The following is a 17330-nucleotide window of genomic DNA, read 5'->3' on the forward strand; positions in this document are numbered from 1 at the left end:
CACTGCCTCCGCGTGGTCGCGAGCTCCTGCCGATGCTCTTCTCAGACGTGAGATGCCCCGAGAGGTAATCGAATGGCAGACGAATCAGCCGCAGGCGCAACCGAATCGACGACATCGACCGCGGCGATGCCGAGGACCAACTACATCACCTGGACGGCCCTGGCGCTGATGACCGTCTCATCGGTGGCCAGCCTCCGCCCGGCGCCGACGATGGCCGTCTACGGACTCGCGTGCGTCTTCCTGTATGTCCTGCCCGCAATCGTCTTCCTGGTGCCGACGGCACTGGTGTCCGCGGAGTTGGCGTCCGGATGGTCGGGAGGTGTGTACCGGTGGGTCACCGAGGGCATCTCGCCGAACATGGGATTCGCCGCCGCCTGGCACCAGTTCGCGATGACGATCTTCTACTATCCGACGCTGCTGTCGTTCGTCGCGAGCACGCTCGCGTACGTGATCAACCCCGAGCTGGCGTCGAACGGCGTCTTCACTGCGGTGGTGATCATCGTCGTCTACTGGGCGGGGGTGCTGCTCGCGTTACGCGGCGGCATCGGCGTGATCGCCAAACTCGCGTCCAGCGGTGTGCTCGTCGGCACGCTGATCCCCGGCGCCCTGCTGGTGATCCTCGGCATCGTCTTCCTGCTGCAGGGCAATCCCTCGGCGGCGCCGATGACCGGCAGTCATCTCTTCCCGGCATGGACGGGCATCGCGAGCGTGGTCCTCATCGTCAGCAACTTCGGCGCGTACTCGGGCATGGAGATGAACGCGGTCCACGTCAACCAGCTCAAGGATCCCGGCCGACAGTTCCCGCGCTCGATGTTCCTCGCGGTCGTGCTCGTGCTGGTGATCCTCATCCTGCCGCCGCTGGCCATCTCCTGGGTGGTGCCGTCCGAGCAGATCAGTCTGACCGCAGGCGTGATGCAGGCCTTCTCCGTCGTCTTCGGTCACTTCGGGATGGGCTGGCTGGTTCCGCTCGTCGGCCTGGCCATCGTGATCGCCTCGCTGGCCGGCTTCATGACGTGGCTGTCGGGACCGTCCAAGAGCCTGCTGCTGGTCGCCAAGGACGGCGGTTACCTGCCGCCGTACTTCCAGAAGACCAACAAGGTCGGCGTGCAGCAGAACATCCTCGTGGTCCAGGGTTGGGTGACGACGCTGTTGGCGCTGCTGTTCGCCCTGGTCCCCGCGGTGTCCAACGCCTACTGGATCTTCATGACGATCACCACGTCGGTGTACCTGCTGGTCTACCTGTGGCTGTTCATCGCCGCCTACCGCCTGCGCAAGATCGCGCCCGACCACCCGCGCGGCTACCGCGCCCCTGCCCTGCCACTGCTGTGCGGCGTCGGCTTCATCGCCTCGATCGCCGCCATCGGCATCAGCTTCGTCCCACCGTCTCAGTTCGGCAGCGGCAGTCCGTGGCTGTTCGTCGGCATCGTCGGCGGCGGCATCCTACTGCTGGGCCTGATCATCCCGGCGGCGCTGATCGCGCTCCGGAAACCGAACTGGCGAACCGCAGAGGACGCGACGGAGGAGCCGGCATGAGCCCCAAGGCGATCTACTGGACGGTCGGCGGCGTCCTCGCCGTCTTGCTCATCGTGATGGTCACGGCGTGGGACTACAACCGCGACAACGACGCGGCCGTCGCGAAGGCGGAGCGGTTGATCTCCGCCTACCAGGCCAACGGTCTGTCGACCCCGCTCGACGCGGATCAGGTCGCCGCCGTCCTCGGCGAGGACGGCGGAACCGTGTGCGCCACCGCGGGCAGCAAAGCGGCCCTGGGGCAGCTCAAGACTCAGATCGGCATCGGCGGCGAGTTCTACGTCCGGCCGATCCTGCTGAAGGAGAACGTCTTCGAAGGCCTTCGGCTGATCGTCCAGGTGTATTGCCCGGACAACCTGTCGACGGTGCAGGACTTCATCGCCGAACAGCGATACGCGCAATGACCGAGATCGAGACGAAGGATGGCGATGACTGACGAAGCGTTGCGGGAACGAGTACGCAGCCTGATGCCGCGGGCACGCGAGGATCTGGCCACGATGGTCGGCTTCCGGTCCGTGCACGACCCCCAGCAGTCGCCGCCGGAAGAGTGCGACAGGATGGTCGACTGGCTCAAAGCGGCGTTCAGCGAGCTCGGTTTCACCGACGTGGATGCGCATGAGACGTCGGACGGCAGCAAGGCGGTGGTCGGACACCGCGCCGGCCCCGAGGGCGCCCCGACCGTCCTGCTCTACTTCCATCACGACGTGCAGCCGCCGCTCGGCGAGGACGAGTGGGACTCCCCCGTCTGGTCGCTGACCGAGCGCGACGGCCGGTGGTACGGACGCGGCGCCGCCGACTGCAAGGGCAACATCGCCATGCATCTGACGGCACTGCGTGCCCTGGACGGAGACATTCCCGTCAACATCATCATCGTCGGCGAGGGCTCCGAGGAGCAGGGAACCGGCGGCATGGAGGACTTCGTTCCGCGTCATCCGGAGCTGCTGCGCGCGGACACGATCCTGGTCTGCGACTCGGGCAACTTCGCGGTCGGAAAGCCCAGTCTCACAACCAGCCTGCGGGGCATGGCGAACATCGTCGTCACCGTCGAGGCGCTGTCGTCGGCCATGCACTCCGGGATGTTCGGCGGTGCCGCGCCCGACGCGCTCGCGGCACTCATCGCGATGCTCGCCACGCTGCGAGACGCCGACGGCAACACGACGGTCACCGGTCTGGATTCGACCGCGACCTGGTCGGGCATCGACTATCCGGCGGACGCATTCCGCAACGACGCGAACGTGATCGACGGAGTCGACCTTCTCGGATCCGGCCGCGTGTCCGACATGGTGTGGGCGCGCCCGGCGGCGACCGTCCTCGGCATCGACTGCCCGCCGGTGGTCGGGTCGTCGGCGTCGATCGTGCCGAAGGCTCGGGCGCGCATCAATCTCCGCGTCCCCCCGGGGATCGACGCCGAATTCGCTCAGGACGCGCTGATCGCCCACCTCACCGACGCGGCGCCCTGGCACGTGAAGGTCTCGATCGAGCGAGAGGCCGACGGCGCTCCGTTCACCGGGGCCACTTCCGGCGCGGCGTACGACACCATGGTGGACGCCATGTCCCGGGCGTACGGCACCGACGTCACGTTGATGGGCCAGGGCGGTTCCATTCCGCTGTGCAATGTCTTCGCCGACACCTATCCCGACGCGGAGATCCTCCTGCTCGGTGTCGAAGAGCCGCAGTGCCTGATCCACGCCCCGAACGAGAGCGTCGATCCGACCGAGATCGAGAACATGGCCGTCGTCGAGGCGACGTTCCTGAGGGAGTACGCGACGCGGCGATAGGGCGTAGTCGACGGCGGCACCGTTATCGGGATGCGCCGACCCGGCATCCCGGGTAGCGTCGTCGGCATGGAGTGCGAGATCGAGGTCGACAGGACCTGACGCCGGTTAGTCCGGCACCAGTGTGTCTTCTTCCCGCCCGCCGTCTGCGCGTCTACTCCGCACGGCATCCTCGAAACGAGCACTCCATGTCTAACGAATCCTGCGTGACCCTGCACGCGGTCTCCTTCTCCTGGCCCGACGGAAGCACGGCGTTGTCACACGTCGACGGATCGTTCGGGTCCGGCCGCACCGGTCTCGTCGGCCGGAACGGTTCCGGCAAATCCACGCTGCTGAAATTGATCGCGGGTCTGCTGACACCGACGGCCGGGCACATCGACACCGCCGGCGACGTCGGCTACCTGCCGCAGACTCTCACCCTCGCCGCGGAGGCGACAGTCGCCGAGCTGCTCGGCATTCATCGAGTGCTCGCGGCCCTCCGTGCCATCGAATCGGGAGACGCCGATCCGGCGCACTTCGACGTCATCGGAGACGACTGGGACATCGAGGCCCGTGCCGACGAGGCGCTCGACCGTCTCGGCTTCTCCGCCGCCGACCTCGACCGACGCGTCGCGGAACTGTCGGGTGGCGAGGCCGTGTTGATCGCGGTCGTCGGACTTCGCTTGCGCCGCACCGCGATCACGCTGCTGGACGAGCCGACCAACAATCTGGATCGACCCACGCGTGCACGACTGGCCGAGATGATCGACGACTGGCCCGGTGCTCTCGTCGTCGTCAGCCACGACCTCGAACTCCTCGAGCGCATGGATGCGACGGCCGAACTGCACGACGGCGTGCTGACCACGTTCGGCGGGCCCTACAGCGAGTGGAAGGCGCACGTCGACCAGGAGCAGGCCGCCGCCGTCGCAGCCGCCCGCACCGCCCAGCAGACGCTGAAGACCGAGAAACGTCAGCGCGTCGAAGCCGAGACCAAACTGGCCCGGCGCGAGCGCACTGCCAAGAAGGCTCAGCGCGACGGCGGCATCCCTCGCATCGTGGCCGGAATGCTCGCGAACAGCGCGCAGGGCTCCGCCGGCGCGATGCGGACGACGATGGATCAGAAGGTGCAGGCCGCCCAGGCCGCCCTCGACGCCGCTGACGCCCGGGTGAGGGACGACGACCACATCAGCCTCGACCTGCCCGATCCCGCCGTGCCGCGCAGTCGGCGCATCGCCGAGTTCGCCGACGGCGAGCGCACGGTGGTCGTGCAGGGGCCCGAGCGCGTGGCGGTCGTCGGACCGAACGGTGCGGGCAAGTCCACGCTGATCGAGCAGATGGTGTCCGGTGCCGAACCGACCCCCGGGCGGCCGCGCGGACTGCTGCTCACCGAGCGGGCGGGCTTCCTTCCGCAGCGCCTGGACGGATTGGACGAGCAGGCTAGCGCGCTGGACAACGTCAAGACGGTCGCACCCGACGCCGAGCCCGGCCTGATCCGGAATCACCTGGCGCGCCTGCTGTTACGCGGTGCGGCCGTGGATCGCCCGGTGTCGACTCTGTCCGGTGGCGAACGCTTCCGCGTGTGCCTGGCCAAGCTGCTGTTCGCAGATCCGCCGTCGCAGGTGTTGATCCTCGACGAGCCGACGAACAACCTCGACGTGACCAGCGTCGAACAACTCGTCGACGCGCTGCGCGCCTACCGTGGCGCACTGATCGTCGTGAGCCACGATCACCCGTTCCTGTCGAAGCTCGGACTCGACACGGTAGTGGAGTTGACCGGCGACGGAACGCTGCGGCAGCGGGCCGTGTTGCCGGACTGAGGCTAGCTGCTCGGACGCAACTGGCTCGGCAGGATCTTGTCCTTCTGGTCGGGGCAGAACGCCGGGATCGCAGCGCCGACGATGGCCGCGGCCTGGCCCTTGCCGCCGGCCTCCGAGCTCATGCCGTCGACGACGTCGACCATCGACTTGCCCGAAGACAGGTCTGAACAGGCCTGCTTGCCTGCGGCGATCGCCGCGTCGTCGCTCGAATACGACGCGCCGGAGGTCTTCACGATTCCCAGGTAGACCTTGGTCGCCGCACTGGACGCGGTCTCCGTCGAGGTGGTGTTGCTGCTGTCGTCGCCGCTGCACGCGGAGAGCAGTGCGACGCCCGCGACCAGCGGCGCGATCAGGAGATACCGAATACGCATGACGGGTCCATTCATTCAGGGCGATCACCCCGCGGCGATCACATTGTCAGTGACTTGAACAGTAGCGGTCCACCGCTCGCGCCGTCCGGGTTGATCGCGGCATGGAGGTGTTCGGGTGACGGACCATTCGAGGAGATCCCGGCGGCACCATTCAGTTCCGCCACGGTTCGCACTCCCGTTCTTGTCAGAGGTGATCTATATCATATCTGTTAGAACATGACGGAGAGGCCCCCGGTGTTCACGGAGGCGGTATCGAGTTCGAGTGAACTTCATAGCGCGTCGCGGCGCACGGCGACACCTACTACGCCCACGGCACAGCCGGGGACGCCAGGGTGTGCACCGCGACGGCATCGCGAGACGGGCCGCTCCTCATCCGGGTGGATTCCGGCCGGCGAAGAACTGCGGATCAACCGACGTCGTGCATCTGACGCACGACGGGTCGTGACAGGACCTGGACGATCCAGAGCCGGAGCCCGGGGAGACGGCCCCGTCTCGCACCAGCCCGACCCGCCGGCACCACTGCCCGGCCTCGCGTATGCCGCCGACCCGGCATGCACCAACCGCTGACCGGCCAGGCTCTCGGCGACCCCGAGACCCGACTGGAACAGCCCTCACGACAAGGAGGAGGAAGCCGATGTCTGTAGTCATAGCTGCCAAGAAGTTCGCCGATCATCTGTGCGACGAGCTCGCGCCGGAGAGCGAGACCGCTCGCCTACTGGCCGGAAGGTCCCGACTCGGAGCCGACGACAGGGAGTTGCTCGACCTGATGGTCGAACTCACCCGGGTGCTCAACCTGACGACCACCGCGCTCGCCGGCGTCACGGCGGCAGCCGATCGGTCGGGAGTACCGCGCCGCAAACACCTCAAGTCCGCCACCGACATGCTCAAACAGCTCGGACACGCACCTTCGGTCGCGCTGCGACTCGCGAGGGTTGGGTCAGCCGCAGACTCGCTGCCCGAGCTCACGCGGGAAGCCCGGATCGGCGGAGTATCCGTCGAACACGTCGACGCGGTCGGGCGAGGCGTCGCCTTCGTAGAGAAGCGCATTCCGCTGGACCAGCGGGTCCGCGCAGATCTGGCCCGACGGCTCACCGTCCAGACCACTCCCGCCGACATCGACCGCAGAGCACGCGAACTCGCGATCGAATGGGCGCCCGCCCCCGATGAAGCCGATCCGAGCACCGTTCCGATCGCCGAGAACACCGAACTGAACGAGATGGCTCTGACGACCGGACCCGACGGTCGGACCGTGGCGACGCTCGACGTGGATGCGCTGACCGGGGAGGAGCTCAGCCAGGCGCTCGATACGCTCTGCAAACCGACTCCGCTGCCCGACGGGTCACGCGACCCGCGGAGCGCCGGGCAGCGGCGGGCCGACGCGTTCGGGCAGATCGTCCGCAGCTATCTGGCTCAGCGCGAGCGCCCCGTAGCAGGCGGGGCGCTCCCCCACGTCACCCTGATCGTCCCGGCACGTGGAGCCGACGCCGCTCATTCTTCCGCCCCGAACGATCCGGTGACCGATCGGACCGGGTCGAACGTCGCCTCCCTCGGTTTCACCGGCCCGGTGTCGAGCGCAACCGCCGGTCTGGTGCTCTGTGAGTCAGCGATGAGACGCGTTGTCGTAGACGGGGACTCGGCGCCGCTGGACGTCGGACGCGAGCATCGGCTGGTGACCGTCGCGATCCGGAAGGCACTCGAGGCCCGAGACCGCGGCTGCGCCTTTCCCGGCTGCGGGCGTCCCGTCTCGTGGACCGACGCGCACCACTGCATCCCGTGGTCGGAAGGCGGCGACACCGCCGTCGACAACTGCGTCCTCCTGTGCCGGATGCACCACGTCCAGATTCACCAGAGCGAGTGGCAGGTCTTCATCGGGCACGACCGTCATCCGTGGTTCCGCCCGCCGGCCGATCCGGATCGACCCCGGCACGCACCGGAGCCAATCCGGTCACACGCGAGAAGGACCCTCACGCCGGCGCCGACGGCGGCAGCGTGAGGGTCCTCCAGGATGATCTCGCTGATCGAGTGCTAGACGCTGGCGCTCTCCTCAGCTGCCGTGGCCTTCGCCCACTTGTAATCCGCCTTGCCGGCCGGGGTCCGCTTGACCTCGTCGACGAAGACGACGGTGCGCGGAACCTTGTAGCGGGCGAGGGTCTTGCGGCAGTGCTCCTGAATCTCTTCCAGGGTCGGCTCGTCGAAGCCCTCGTTCAGCGACGCGACGGCAGCGACGCGCTGGCCGTACTTCGGGTCCGGAGCCGGGACGACGAGCGCGTCGGCGATCGCCGGGTGGCCGTGCAGCGCGCCCTCGACCTCCTCGGCGTAGACCTTTTCGCCGCCGGTGTTGATGCACTGGCTGCCACGGCCGAGGAAGATGATGCTGCCGTCCTCACGGACGTAGCCCATGTCGCCCAGCACCGAGATGCGAGTTCCGTCGGCGAGGGTCGGGAAGGTCCGTGCGGTCTTCTCCGGATCCTTGTAGTAGCCGAGCGGGATGTTGCCGATGCGGGCGATGTGACCCACTTCGTTGGGGGTGGTGATCTTCTCGAACTTCTCGTCGACGACCATCATGCGGTCGGTCGGCGGGACCATGAGGTTACCGTTCTCGTCCATCTTGATCTCGCCGTCGTTGCCCGACTCGGACGCCCCGAAGTTGTCGCGCAGCAGGAGATCCGGCTTCACCGCGAGCATCCGGTTGCGGACGCTCTGGCTCCACAGCGCACCGCCTGAGGTGACGGAGAACAGCGTCGAGAAGTCCGCAGTGTCCTTCTGCTTCTCCATCTCGTCGGCCAAGGGCATGCCCATCGCGTCGCCGACGATCAGGATCATCTGGGTCTTGTCGCGGCCGATGTTGCGGACGATGCTGGCCGCGTCGAAGTCCCGCTCCAGGATGAGGCGGCAACCGAGCGAGATGAACGTGAACAGCGAGTACGACGCGGCGCCGTGCATCAGCGGCGCGGCGATCAGGAAGGACATCGACGGGAAGTTCTGCACCTCCCTGGCCAGTTCCGCGAGGTCGGCGCGCGGCGGACCGTACGGGTTGCCGCCCGAGATCGGCTTGCGGAAGAAGTCGTCGTGCTGCCACATGACGCCCTTCGGGTAGCCGGTGGTGCCGCCGGTGTAGATCAGGTACAGCTCTTCGCCGGTGCGCTCCTCGAAATCGCGCTCGGTGGACCGCGCGATGTAACCGTTGAAGTCCACGATCTCGACGGTGCGGCCCTCGAGCGCGGCAGCCGCGGCGGTGAGTTCCTCGACGACCTCGCCGATCACGAAGACGGTGCGCAGCTCGGGCAGCGACGCCATCAGGGTCGCGACGCTCCGCTGGTGCTCCGGGAGTTCGACGACGATCGCCTTCGAATCCGAGTTCTCGAAGATGTACTCCAGCTCGGAGTCCGTGTAGCGGTAGTTCACGTTCACCGGCACGGCGCGGACCTTGATCAGGCCGACGAGCGAGGTCACGTGTTCGACGCTGTTCTTCAGGTACAGCGCGACGTTGTCGTCCTTGCCGACGCCGTGTGCGGCGAAGTGATGCGCGACCTGATTGGCGAGACGATCGAGCTCCGCGTAGGTGTAGTCGTGACCCTCCCAGGTGAGGACCACCCGCTCGGGAACGGCGTCGGCGACGGTCTCGAAGACGTCTGCGAGGTTGAACTTCATCTTTCTTGATCTCCTTGGGAGGGGAACCGGCGGATCGGTTCGGTTGGTCAGGCGGTGAGGATGAGGCCGGAGGTGGGCACTCCGGTGCCCGCGGTGACGAGCACGCGCTCGGCGCCGTCGACCTGGTTGACGGAGGTGCCGCGCAGTTGGCGGACGCCCTCGGCGATGCCGTTCATGCCGTGGATGTACGCCTCGCCGAGCTGGCCGCCGTGCGTGTTGAGCGGCAGCGCGCCGCCGACCTCCAGGGCACCGGGCTGAGACACGAAGTCCTTCGCCTCGCCGCGCCCGCAGAAACCCAGCTCCTCCAGCTGGATGAGCGTGTACGGCGTGAAGTGGTCGTAGAGGACGGCCATGTCGATGTCCGACGGCGTGAGCCCGGACTGCGCGAACAGCTGCCTGCCGACCAGCCCCATCTCCTCCAGCGCGGGCAACTCGTCCCGGTAGTAGCTGGTCATGATGAACTGGTCGCTGCCGCTGCCCGACGCGGCGCCGGCGATGGTCACCGGCTTCTGCTTCAGATCCTTGGCACGTTCCGGCGACACGATGACGATCGCGACACCGCCGTCGGACTCCTGGCAGCAGTCCAGCAGGTGCAACGGCTCCGCGATGTACCGCGACGCCTGATGATCCTCGAGGGTGATCGGCTTCCCGTAGAAGAAGGCGTTCGGATTCGTCGCCGCGTGCTTGCGGTCGACCACCGCGATGCGGCCGAAGTCCTCGCTCGTGGCGCCGTACTCGTGCATGTAGCGCTGCGCGACCATCGCGACGAACGCCGCGGGCGTCGACAGGCCGTGCGGGTACGAGAACGCGTTGTCCGTACCCGAGGAGTTCTCCTGGTTCGCGACGGCCGCGTTGACCTGGCCGAAGCGATTGCCGGACCGCTCGTTGAACGCACGGTAGGCCACCACCACGTCGCAGACGCCGGTCGCGACGGCCATCGCAGCCTGCTGCACGGTCGACGCGGCAGCGCCGCCGCCGTAGTGGATCCGCGAGAAGTACTTCAACTCGGGGATGCCGGTCGCGCGGGCGACGGCGATCTCCATGTTGGTGTCCATCGTGAACGTCACCAGGCCGTCGACGTCGGCGGCCGTCAGACCGGCGTCGTCGAGCGCCGCATTGACACACTCCGCGGCCAGTCTCAGTTCGCTGCGCCCCGAGTTCTTCGAGAAGTCCGTGGCGCCGATGCCTGCGATCGCGGCCTTGCCGGACAGGGTGCGGTCTGTCGAATCAGCCACCGTCACACCGCCTCACTCGTGAAGGTGACCGTCGAGATCACGTGCTTGCCCAGGGAATTGGTACCCGTCACCGCGACGGTCACCTCGGCGCCGGCGACGTCGGTCACCTCGCCGGTGAACGTCAGCGTGTCGTAGGCGTACCAGGGGACGCCGAGCTTCAGCTTGATGGCGCCGATCCGCGCACGCGGTCCGGCCCAGTCGGTGACGAAGCGCTCCACAAGCCCGGTGTCGGTCAGGATGTTGACGAAGATGTCCTTGGAGCCCTTCTGCTGGGCCAGGTCACGGTCGTGGTGCACATCCTGGAAGTCGCGAGTCGCCAGTGCGGTCGCCACCACGAAGGTCGGCGGCGCGTCGATCACCAACGGCGGCAACGTCTGTCCGACCTGGACCGCCGATGTCGCGGTATCGCGGTCGGAGATGATCTGCTCGGTCACTGCTGTGCCTCCTTCGCACGCCAGGCGTACAGCGACCACGGCGCACCACCGGTGTCGTCGTCTCCGGGGAAGTCGAGGAACTCCACCTCCACCGGCATTCCGATGGTCACCGACTCCGGGTCCACGCCGCGCAGCTGGCCGAGCATCCGCACGCCCTCGTCGAGTTCGACGAGAGCGACGACGAACGGCAGCTCACGACCCGGCACGCGCGGCGCATGGTGCACCACGTAGCTGTAGACGGTGCCGGAGCCCGCGGCGACCACGTAGTCGGTCCCCGCGAACTCGCCGTCGTCTCCACGCTCGGTCCAGGTGGCCGGGATCGGCGGATGCCGGAGCGAACCGTCCTGCACCTGCTGAATCCGCAGCTCATGCGCGGCCACGCCGTCCCAGAAGAAGGCGGTGTCGCGCGAGGACGACGGCCGGATGAGCCGGGTCGGGTCGAGTCCCTCGAACTGCTCGGCCGGAGCGTCGTCGGCGCCGCGAGCGTCCTTGGCGGCCGGACGGAACTTCAGGATCCGGAAGTCCATCTCGGCGACCGTCTCGTCGCCGACGTTCCAGGTGTTGCGCGTCGTGAAGAACCAGCCCTCGCCGAGCGCGGTCTGCTTCGGCCCGACCACCTGTGTCAGCTCGGAAGAGATAGTCACCTCTTCACCCGGACGGGTGTAGCGGTGATAGACCGTGTCGCAGTTGGTCGCGACCACCGAGGTGTAGCCGGCCTGGTCGAACAGCTCGGTCGCCAGACCCAGCGGGTCGTCGTCGGTGCGGACCCCGTGCAGGCCCCGCATGGTCCAGACCTGTGCCATCGCCGGCGGCGCGACCACACCGGGGTGGCCTGCCGCGCGGGCGGCGTCGTCGTCCACATAGATCGGGTTGTCGTCGCCCATCGCCTCCAGCCAGTTGTTGATCATCGGCTGGTTGATGGGATCGCGCCCGGCCCGGGGCGCACTCGCGCCGCGCGCGGCGATCTCGTCGGCGGCGGCGCGGATCTGCTCCGGCGCCGACTGCTCGGTGACGGTGACTGTCATCGCGCTCCTCTATCGCTTCATCCGGGGCAGGCCCAGGCCCGCCGTGCCGATCATGTCGCGCATGACCTCATTGACGCCGCCGCCGAACGTGATGACCACGTTGCGCTTGGCCTGGATGTCGAGCCACTCGACGAATTCGGCGGTCACCGGCTCGGTGAAGTCGCCGTAGTGTCCGACGACGTCGTCGATCAGTCGGTAGATCACCTGCAGTCGCTCGGTGGAGAAGACCTTGGTGGCTGCCGCGTCCGCCATCGAGATCTCACCGTTCGACGCGACCTGCCAGTTCAGCAACTCGTTGAGCCGCTCGTACGCACCGATCTGTGCGAGCAGGCGGCGGACCCGCTGCTGCCCGATCACCGGCGCCCCGTCGAACTGCGCGGTCTCCGCCCACCGGCGAACGCGGTCCTCGAGTCCGCCGATGCGGCCCGACGGTCCGAGCATGACCCGCTCGTGGTTCAGCTGCGTGGTGATCAGCTTCCAGCCGTCGCCCTCTTCACCGACTCGCATGCTCGCGGGAACGCGGACGTCGTTGTAGTAGGTCGCATTGACGTGATGCGCACCGTCCGCGGTGATGATCGGCGTCCAGCTGAAACCCGGATCCTTGGTGTCGACGATCAGGATCGAGATGCCCTTGTGTTTCGGAGCGTCCGGATCGGTACGGCAGGCCAGCCAGATGTAGTCGGCGTCGTGACCGCCGGTGGTGAAGATCTTCTGGCCGTTGACGATGTAGTCGCCGGTGGCCGGATCGACGACCGCCCGTGTGGTCAGCGAGGCGAGGTCGGTACCCGCGTCGGGCTCGGTGTACCCGATGGCGAAGTGAACGGTGCCCGCGAGGATCTTCGGAAGGAAGAAGTCCTTCTGCTCCTGCGTGCCGTACCGCTGCAACGTCGGGCCGACGGTCTGCAGCGTCACCGAAGGCAGCGGCACGTCGGCCCGCACTGCCTCGTTGGTGAAGATCTGCTGTTCGATCTCGCCGAACCCCTTGCCGCCGAACTCCTTCGGCCAGCCGACGCCGAGCCGGCCGTCGGCGCCCATGCGGGCGATCACGTTGCGGTAGGTCGGCCCGTGACGCTCGGTGCGCATGGTGATCTCTTCGTCCCGGCTGATCAGCCCGGTGAAGTAACTGCGCAGTTCATCGCGCAGCGCGATCTGCTCTTCGGTGAAGGCTACGAACATGCGAGGGCCTCCTGTCCGGCCGGGACGGTCTCGTCGGCCAGCACGTCGAGGGTGGCGTGAGCGCCGCCCGCGAGTCGCGCGACGTCCTTGACCAGTGAGAAGTAGCGGTGCAGCGGGTAGGTCACGTCGACGCCGACGCCACCGTGCAGATGCGTCATGGTGCGCAGCGTGGCGGGCAGCTCGGCGGACACCCAGTACATGGCGGTCGCCAGGTCCGCCTCGGCGTCCAAGCCACTCGCGAGGTTCCACGCGGCCGCCGTGGCGACCAGGTTCATGGTCCGCGAGACCACGTAGACGTCGGCGAGCTGCTGGCCGACGGCCTGGAACGCGGCGATCGGCTTGCCGAACTGATGACGTGTGGAGACGTGCTCGGCGGTGCGCTTGATCGCACCGGCCACCAGCCCGTCGGCGAACGCCGCGAGCAGTGCACGGTAGGCGTCGACGGCGGCGCGCGGATCGTCGGAGAGGATGTCCGAGGCCGACACGGTGACGCCGTCGAAGACGACCGTGTACTCGCCCCACCCCGACGAACTGGGGGTGCGAGTGACGGTGACACCGGGTGCGTCCGGGGCGACGATCGCGACACCCGCGTCGGCGACCACCACGAGGCCCGCGGCGCCGTCGGCGGCCAGCACACCGGTCTTGACGCCGTCGAGGCGCGCACCGTTCGCGGCCGGTGTCAGGGTGACGGCGAGCGTCTCGCCCAGCGCGCGATGCGGTTCGCCGATCGCGACGGCATGCCAGCCGCCTTCGGCGATGCCGCGCCCGTGCACGACCGCGGCGGGCGCCTGAGCCAGCAGCAGACCCGACACCAGCGTCCCGATCAGCGGCGCGACGACAGCATCGTGCCCGGCGCGCGTCACGAGCGGCACCAGCGCATCGATCGGCAGCGAATCGCCGCCGAGCGACTCCGGCAGCGGCAGCACCGTGACACCGGCCCCGGCCATCGCCTTCCAAGCGGCGTGGTCGAAACCGCCGTCATCGAGCGTGAACTTGCTCTCCCAGTCCGGCTGCAGTCGTCGCATCACCTCGTCGGCGACGTCCCCGACCGCAGCAGCGGTGGGTTCCAGGCTGAAATCCACCCGGTTCCTCCTCAGCATTATTAGAACTTGTTCTAGTTTAACAGACCACCAGAGACCGGCGTCACATCGCGCCGATGTCCTGGGATTTTCTATTCATTCTTGGCACAGATCCCGATCATCCGCGGGGCAAACCTAGAATTCGTTCAGCCGCAGCGTTCTTCAGGATCTGCGTGGTGCCGCCGGCGATCGACAGGCAACGATTCAGCAGCAGCAGACCCGTCGCCGAACTCGCCCCGAGTCCGTCACAGCCGAGCAGGTCCGTCGCGAACTCCGGGACCGACTGCCGGTGCACCACGCCGATCAGCTTGCGCACGCTCGAGGTCGCCCCCGGGTCCGTGCCGCTGAGTCGCTGGGCCACCGACCGGGCATCGAGCACCCGCCCGATGTGGGCGTCGGCGATGATCCGCCCGAGTTGCAGCGTCTGCGCCTGGCTCAGCTCCGCGGCCGCCGCGTCGAGCTGATGAAGCAGGGCGTCGACCTCCTTGCCGAGACCCGATCCGCCCATGGCGACGCGCTCGTTCGCGAGCGTCGTGCGCGCCAGCCGCCAGCCGTTGTCGACGTCGCCGACGACCATCTCGTCCGGCACGAAGACGTTGTCGAGAAAGACCTCGTTGAACATCGCCCGGCCGGTCAGCTCGCGCAGCGGGCGGATGTCGATGCCTGCCGCGGCCATATCGACCAGGAAGTAGGTGATGCCCTTGTGCTTCGGCACGTCGGGGTTGGTCCGCGCCAGGCAGACAGCCCACTGCGACATGTGCGCCTCGGAGGTCCAGATCTTCTGACCGGTCAGCAGCCACCCACCGTCGGTGCGGACCGCCCGGGTGCGCAGCGACGCGAGATCGCTGCCCGCCTCCGGCTCGCTGAACAGCTGGCACCAGCGGATATCGCCCGCGAGCGTCGGCGCGACGAACTTCTCGCGCTGCAGGTCGGTGCCGTGTTCGAGAATCGTCGGCAGCGCCCAGCCGGCGATCACCAGGTCGGGCCGGACCACGCCCACGCGGTCCAGCTCGGCGTCGATCAGCAGCTGCACGGCCGGATCGGCGGCGAGTCCGTACGGCTCCGGCCAGTGCGGCGCCAGGAATCCGGTGCGCGCGAGCTCCGCCCGCTGCTGCTCCGGAGCGGCCGCCGCGATGGCGTCGGCGGTCGCGGCGATCTCCGGACGACGACTCTCCGCCTCGAGCAGGTCGAGCGAGAACTCGCGCCGACCGCCCGAGCGCCCGAGCTCGGCCAGCGCAGCCCGCTGCGGTTCCCCCGCGGCGAGCTGCATGCGGGCGGCCAGCGCCGACCGCAAGTACAGATGCGCGTCGTGCTCGAAGGTGAATCCGATGCCGCCGAGCACCTGGATGGCGTCCTTCGCGTTCTCCGGAGCGAGGTCCGCGGTGAGCACCGCGCCGGCGAGCCTGCTCAGTTCCACCTGAGCCCGGCCCGCACCGCTCTCCTCCGCTCGGAGGTCGTCGAGCGCACGTGCGAGATCCCACGCTGCGGCGCCGAGTTGCTCGCTGCGGCACAGCATGTCGGCGCAGATCTGCTTGATCGCCTGGAACGAACCGATCGGCGCACCGAACTGGGTGCGCACCTTCGCGTAGTCCACCGCGACGTCGAGCACGTGGGCGGCGACGCCCGCCTGGTACGCCACCACACCCGCGTGGAGCAGTGCCACGAACAGCTCGCCGTCGCGCAGCGGCACCGTCGTCGACTCCGACAACCCGCTGATCGAGACGCGGGCCGGGATCGCGGTGCCGTCGAGCGGACCGTCGACCGCCTCGGCGGTGACCGACACCGACGCCGCATCCACCACCCGCCAGCCGACCGGGCCGCCGTCGAAGCCGAGCGGCACGGCGATCAGCGCATCGGCGACGAACGCGGGCACCAGACCGAGGTCGACGGCACCGGAGCGCACGTCGAACCCGGCGGACTCGGCGACCGCGGTCGCGGGCACGACCACCGGACGGATCCCCGCCATCACCTCGTCGGCGAGCGCTTGCCCCTCGGTGGCCAGCACATATGCCGCGGCCATCGTGGGCGCCAGCGGCCCGGGAACCAGCTCAGCACCGCATGCGGAGAACATCACCGCGACGTCCTCCGCGGTGCCGTCCGCACCGCCCGCCCCCTCGGGGACGCCCGCGGCGAACAGCCCGAGATCCGCGATCTGCGTCCACAGTCCGCGCCACGATTCGCCCGACCGATCGAGGTCGTCGCGAACCGCCGAACGAACCTCCCGCGCCTGCGCCCACGCGGCGATACTGTCACTTACGACCCTTTGGTCCGCTGACGTGGCGATTGTCACCGAGAACTCCTCCGCGATTTTGTTGGTACCGGCAATTAGAACCTGTTCTAATATCCTTTGGGTGTACACCATCGGAGGGCGGCTGCCAACTGGCGGCCGGTGGACGTGACGCAACTTCAGGAGACGAAACGTATGGCACGCGCGGGAACGACGAAGACCGAGACCGACGTGCCCGCACCGCCGCCCGCGCCCGCTCAGCTGTCCGGCGCCGAGGTCGGATCGGCGGCACAGCGCGAACGCCGTCGCCGCATCCTCGACGCGACCCTCGCACTCGCCTCGAAGGGCGGATACGACGCCGTCCAGATGCGGGCCGTCGCCGATAAGGCCGACGTCGCCGTCGGCACCCTCTACCGCTACTTCCCGTCGAAGGTGCACCTGCTCGTGACGGCCCTTGCGCGCGAACTCGAGAAGGTCGAGTCGCGAGCCGACCGCAACGTGCTCCTGGGCGACACGGCCGTGGAGCGCCTGCGGTTCGTGCTCGACATGATCACCCTCGCCATGCAGAAGGATCCGTTGCTGACCGAGGCGATGACCCGCGCGTTCATGTTCGCCGACGCGTCGGCGACCAGTGAGGTCAATCGCGTCGCCACGATCATCGACCGACTGTTGGCCGGCGCGATGATCGACGACTCCGACCCGAAGGCCGAGCCGTCAGCACAGGACCTCGCGATCGCCCGCGTCATCTCGGACGTGTGGATGTCGAATCTGGTGCAGTGGCTCACTCGGCGCGCATCGGCGACTGATGTCACCAACCGGATGGAGCTCACGGTCAAGCTGCTGCTCGACCGCGACTGAACCGCCGGCACCGAGGGCCCGCGTTCCACTGATCGGGAATCGCCCTCCCCCGATACGATTCAGGTCACAATCGGGTCGTCTGGGTCGACCTCCCAGTGCCGCCCGACAGCCGGCCGACCCGCCGCCGGCAAGGGCGACTCCATCGCCTGCCCCTTCCACGACTGGCGCTGGGG

14 protein-coding genes are annotated in these 17330 nt (G+C 68.1%); 6 read left to right on the plus strand and 8 right to left on the minus strand.

What is annotated here, in order from left to right:
- Positions 1 to 72 precede the first annotated feature (72 nt).
- The 4 genes from gadC to SCNU_RS16505 all read left to right on the plus strand — a co-directional run bounded on the left by gadC (position 73) and on the right by SCNU_RS16505 (position 5101).
- Positions 73 to 1533 (plus strand): glutamate/gamma-aminobutyrate antiporter GadC, encoded by a 1461-nt coding sequence (gene gadC, locus SCNU_RS16490; RefSeq protein WP_040518676.1) that lies wholly within the window; start codon positions 73 to 75, stop codon positions 1531 to 1533.
- Positions 1530 to 1934 carry a hypothetical protein gene (locus SCNU_RS16495; protein ID WP_009680543.1) on the plus strand — a complete coding sequence of 135 codons (405 nt, stop codon included), beginning with the start codon at positions 1530 to 1532 and terminating at the stop codon, positions 1932 to 1934. Before gadC ends, SCNU_RS16495 begins: the two co-directional genes overlap by 4 nt.
- A gap of 24 nt (positions 1935 to 1958) precedes the next feature.
- Positions 1959 to 3308, plus strand: coding sequence for a dipeptidase (locus SCNU_RS16500; RefSeq protein WP_040518702.1), 1350 nt, complete (start codon positions 1959 to 1961; stop codon positions 3306 to 3308).
- A 185-nt stretch (positions 3309 to 3493) separates the two neighbouring features.
- A complete protein-coding gene (locus SCNU_RS16505; protein WP_040518678.1) occupies positions 3494 to 5101 on the plus strand; it encodes an ABC-F family ATP-binding cassette domain-containing protein in 1608 nt (535 codons plus the stop codon).
- Between the two features lie 2 nt (positions 5102 to 5103).
- On the opposite strand, the gene SCNU_RS16510 is transcribed toward SCNU_RS16505, so the two are convergent.
- Positions 5104 to 5472 carry a DUF732 domain-containing protein gene (locus SCNU_RS16510; RefSeq protein WP_009680546.1) on the minus strand — a complete coding sequence of 123 codons (369 nt, stop codon included), beginning with the start codon at positions 5470 to 5472 and terminating at the stop codon, positions 5104 to 5106.
- Between the two features lie 634 nt (positions 5473 to 6106).
- On the opposite strand from SCNU_RS16510, the gene SCNU_RS16515 reads away from it, so the two are divergent.
- Entirely contained in the window at positions 6107 to 7465 is a 1359-nt protein-coding gene (locus SCNU_RS16515; RefSeq protein WP_009680547.1) for an HNH endonuclease signature motif containing protein, read from the plus strand.
- 32 nt (positions 7466 to 7497) lie between these two features.
- Here SCNU_RS16515 and SCNU_RS16520 read toward each other — a convergent pair whose 3' ends face one another.
- The 7 genes from SCNU_RS16520 to SCNU_RS16550 all read right to left on the minus strand — a co-directional run bounded on the left by SCNU_RS16520 (position 7498) and on the right by SCNU_RS16550 (position 16362).
- A complete protein-coding gene (locus SCNU_RS16520) occupies positions 7498 to 9123 on the minus strand; it encodes an AMP-binding protein (protein WP_009680548.1) in 1626 nt (541 codons plus the stop codon).
- A gap of 47 nt (positions 9124 to 9170) precedes the next feature.
- Positions 9171 to 10364 carry a lipid-transfer protein gene (locus SCNU_RS16525; protein WP_009680549.1) on the minus strand — a complete coding sequence of 398 codons (1194 nt, stop codon included), beginning with the start codon at positions 10362 to 10364 and terminating at the stop codon, positions 9171 to 9173.
- The gene (locus SCNU_RS16530; protein WP_009680550.1) at positions 10361 to 10792 is read right to left on the minus strand and encodes a MaoC family dehydratase; all 432 of its coding nucleotides are present in this window, start codon (positions 10790 to 10792) and stop codon (positions 10361 to 10363) included. The genes SCNU_RS16525 and SCNU_RS16530 overlap by 4 nt, the downstream gene beginning before the upstream one ends.
- Complete coding sequence (locus tag SCNU_RS16535; protein ID WP_009680551.1) at positions 10789 to 11817, minus strand: bifunctional MaoC family dehydratase N-terminal/OB-fold nucleic acid binding domain-containing protein; 1029 nt, start codon at positions 11815 to 11817, stop codon at positions 10789 to 10791. The genes SCNU_RS16530 and SCNU_RS16535 overlap by 4 nt, the downstream gene beginning before the upstream one ends.
- 9 nt (positions 11818 to 11826) lie before the next feature.
- Entirely contained in the window at positions 11827 to 12993 is a 1167-nt protein-coding gene (locus SCNU_RS16540; protein WP_009680552.1) for an acyl-CoA dehydrogenase family protein, read from the minus strand.
- Positions 12984 to 14075, minus strand: coding sequence for an acyl-CoA dehydrogenase family protein (locus SCNU_RS16545; RefSeq protein ID WP_009680553.1), 1092 nt, complete (start codon positions 14073 to 14075; stop codon positions 12984 to 12986). Before SCNU_RS16545 ends, SCNU_RS16540 begins: the two co-directional genes overlap by 10 nt.
- A 115-nt stretch (positions 14076 to 14190) precedes the next feature.
- On the minus strand, positions 14191 to 16362 hold the full coding sequence (locus tag SCNU_RS16550) for an acyl-CoA dehydrogenase family protein (protein ID WP_009680554.1): 2172 nt from the start codon (positions 16360 to 16362) through the stop codon (positions 14191 to 14193).
- A 132-nt stretch (positions 16363 to 16494) separates the two neighbouring features.
- Here SCNU_RS16550 and kstR point away from each other — a divergent pair, with 132 nt between their 5' ends.
- Positions 16495 to 17157, plus strand: coding sequence for a cholesterol catabolism transcriptional regulator KstR (gene kstR, locus SCNU_RS16555; protein WP_009680555.1), 663 nt, complete (start codon positions 16495 to 16497; stop codon positions 17155 to 17157).
- Positions 17158 to 17330: the final 173 nt, after the last annotated feature.

It is taken from the genome of Gordonia neofelifaecis NRRL B-59395 (assembly GCF_000192435.1).
Classification (GTDB): domain Bacteria; phylum Actinomycetota; class Actinomycetes; order Mycobacteriales; family Mycobacteriaceae; genus Gordonia; species Gordonia neofelifaecis.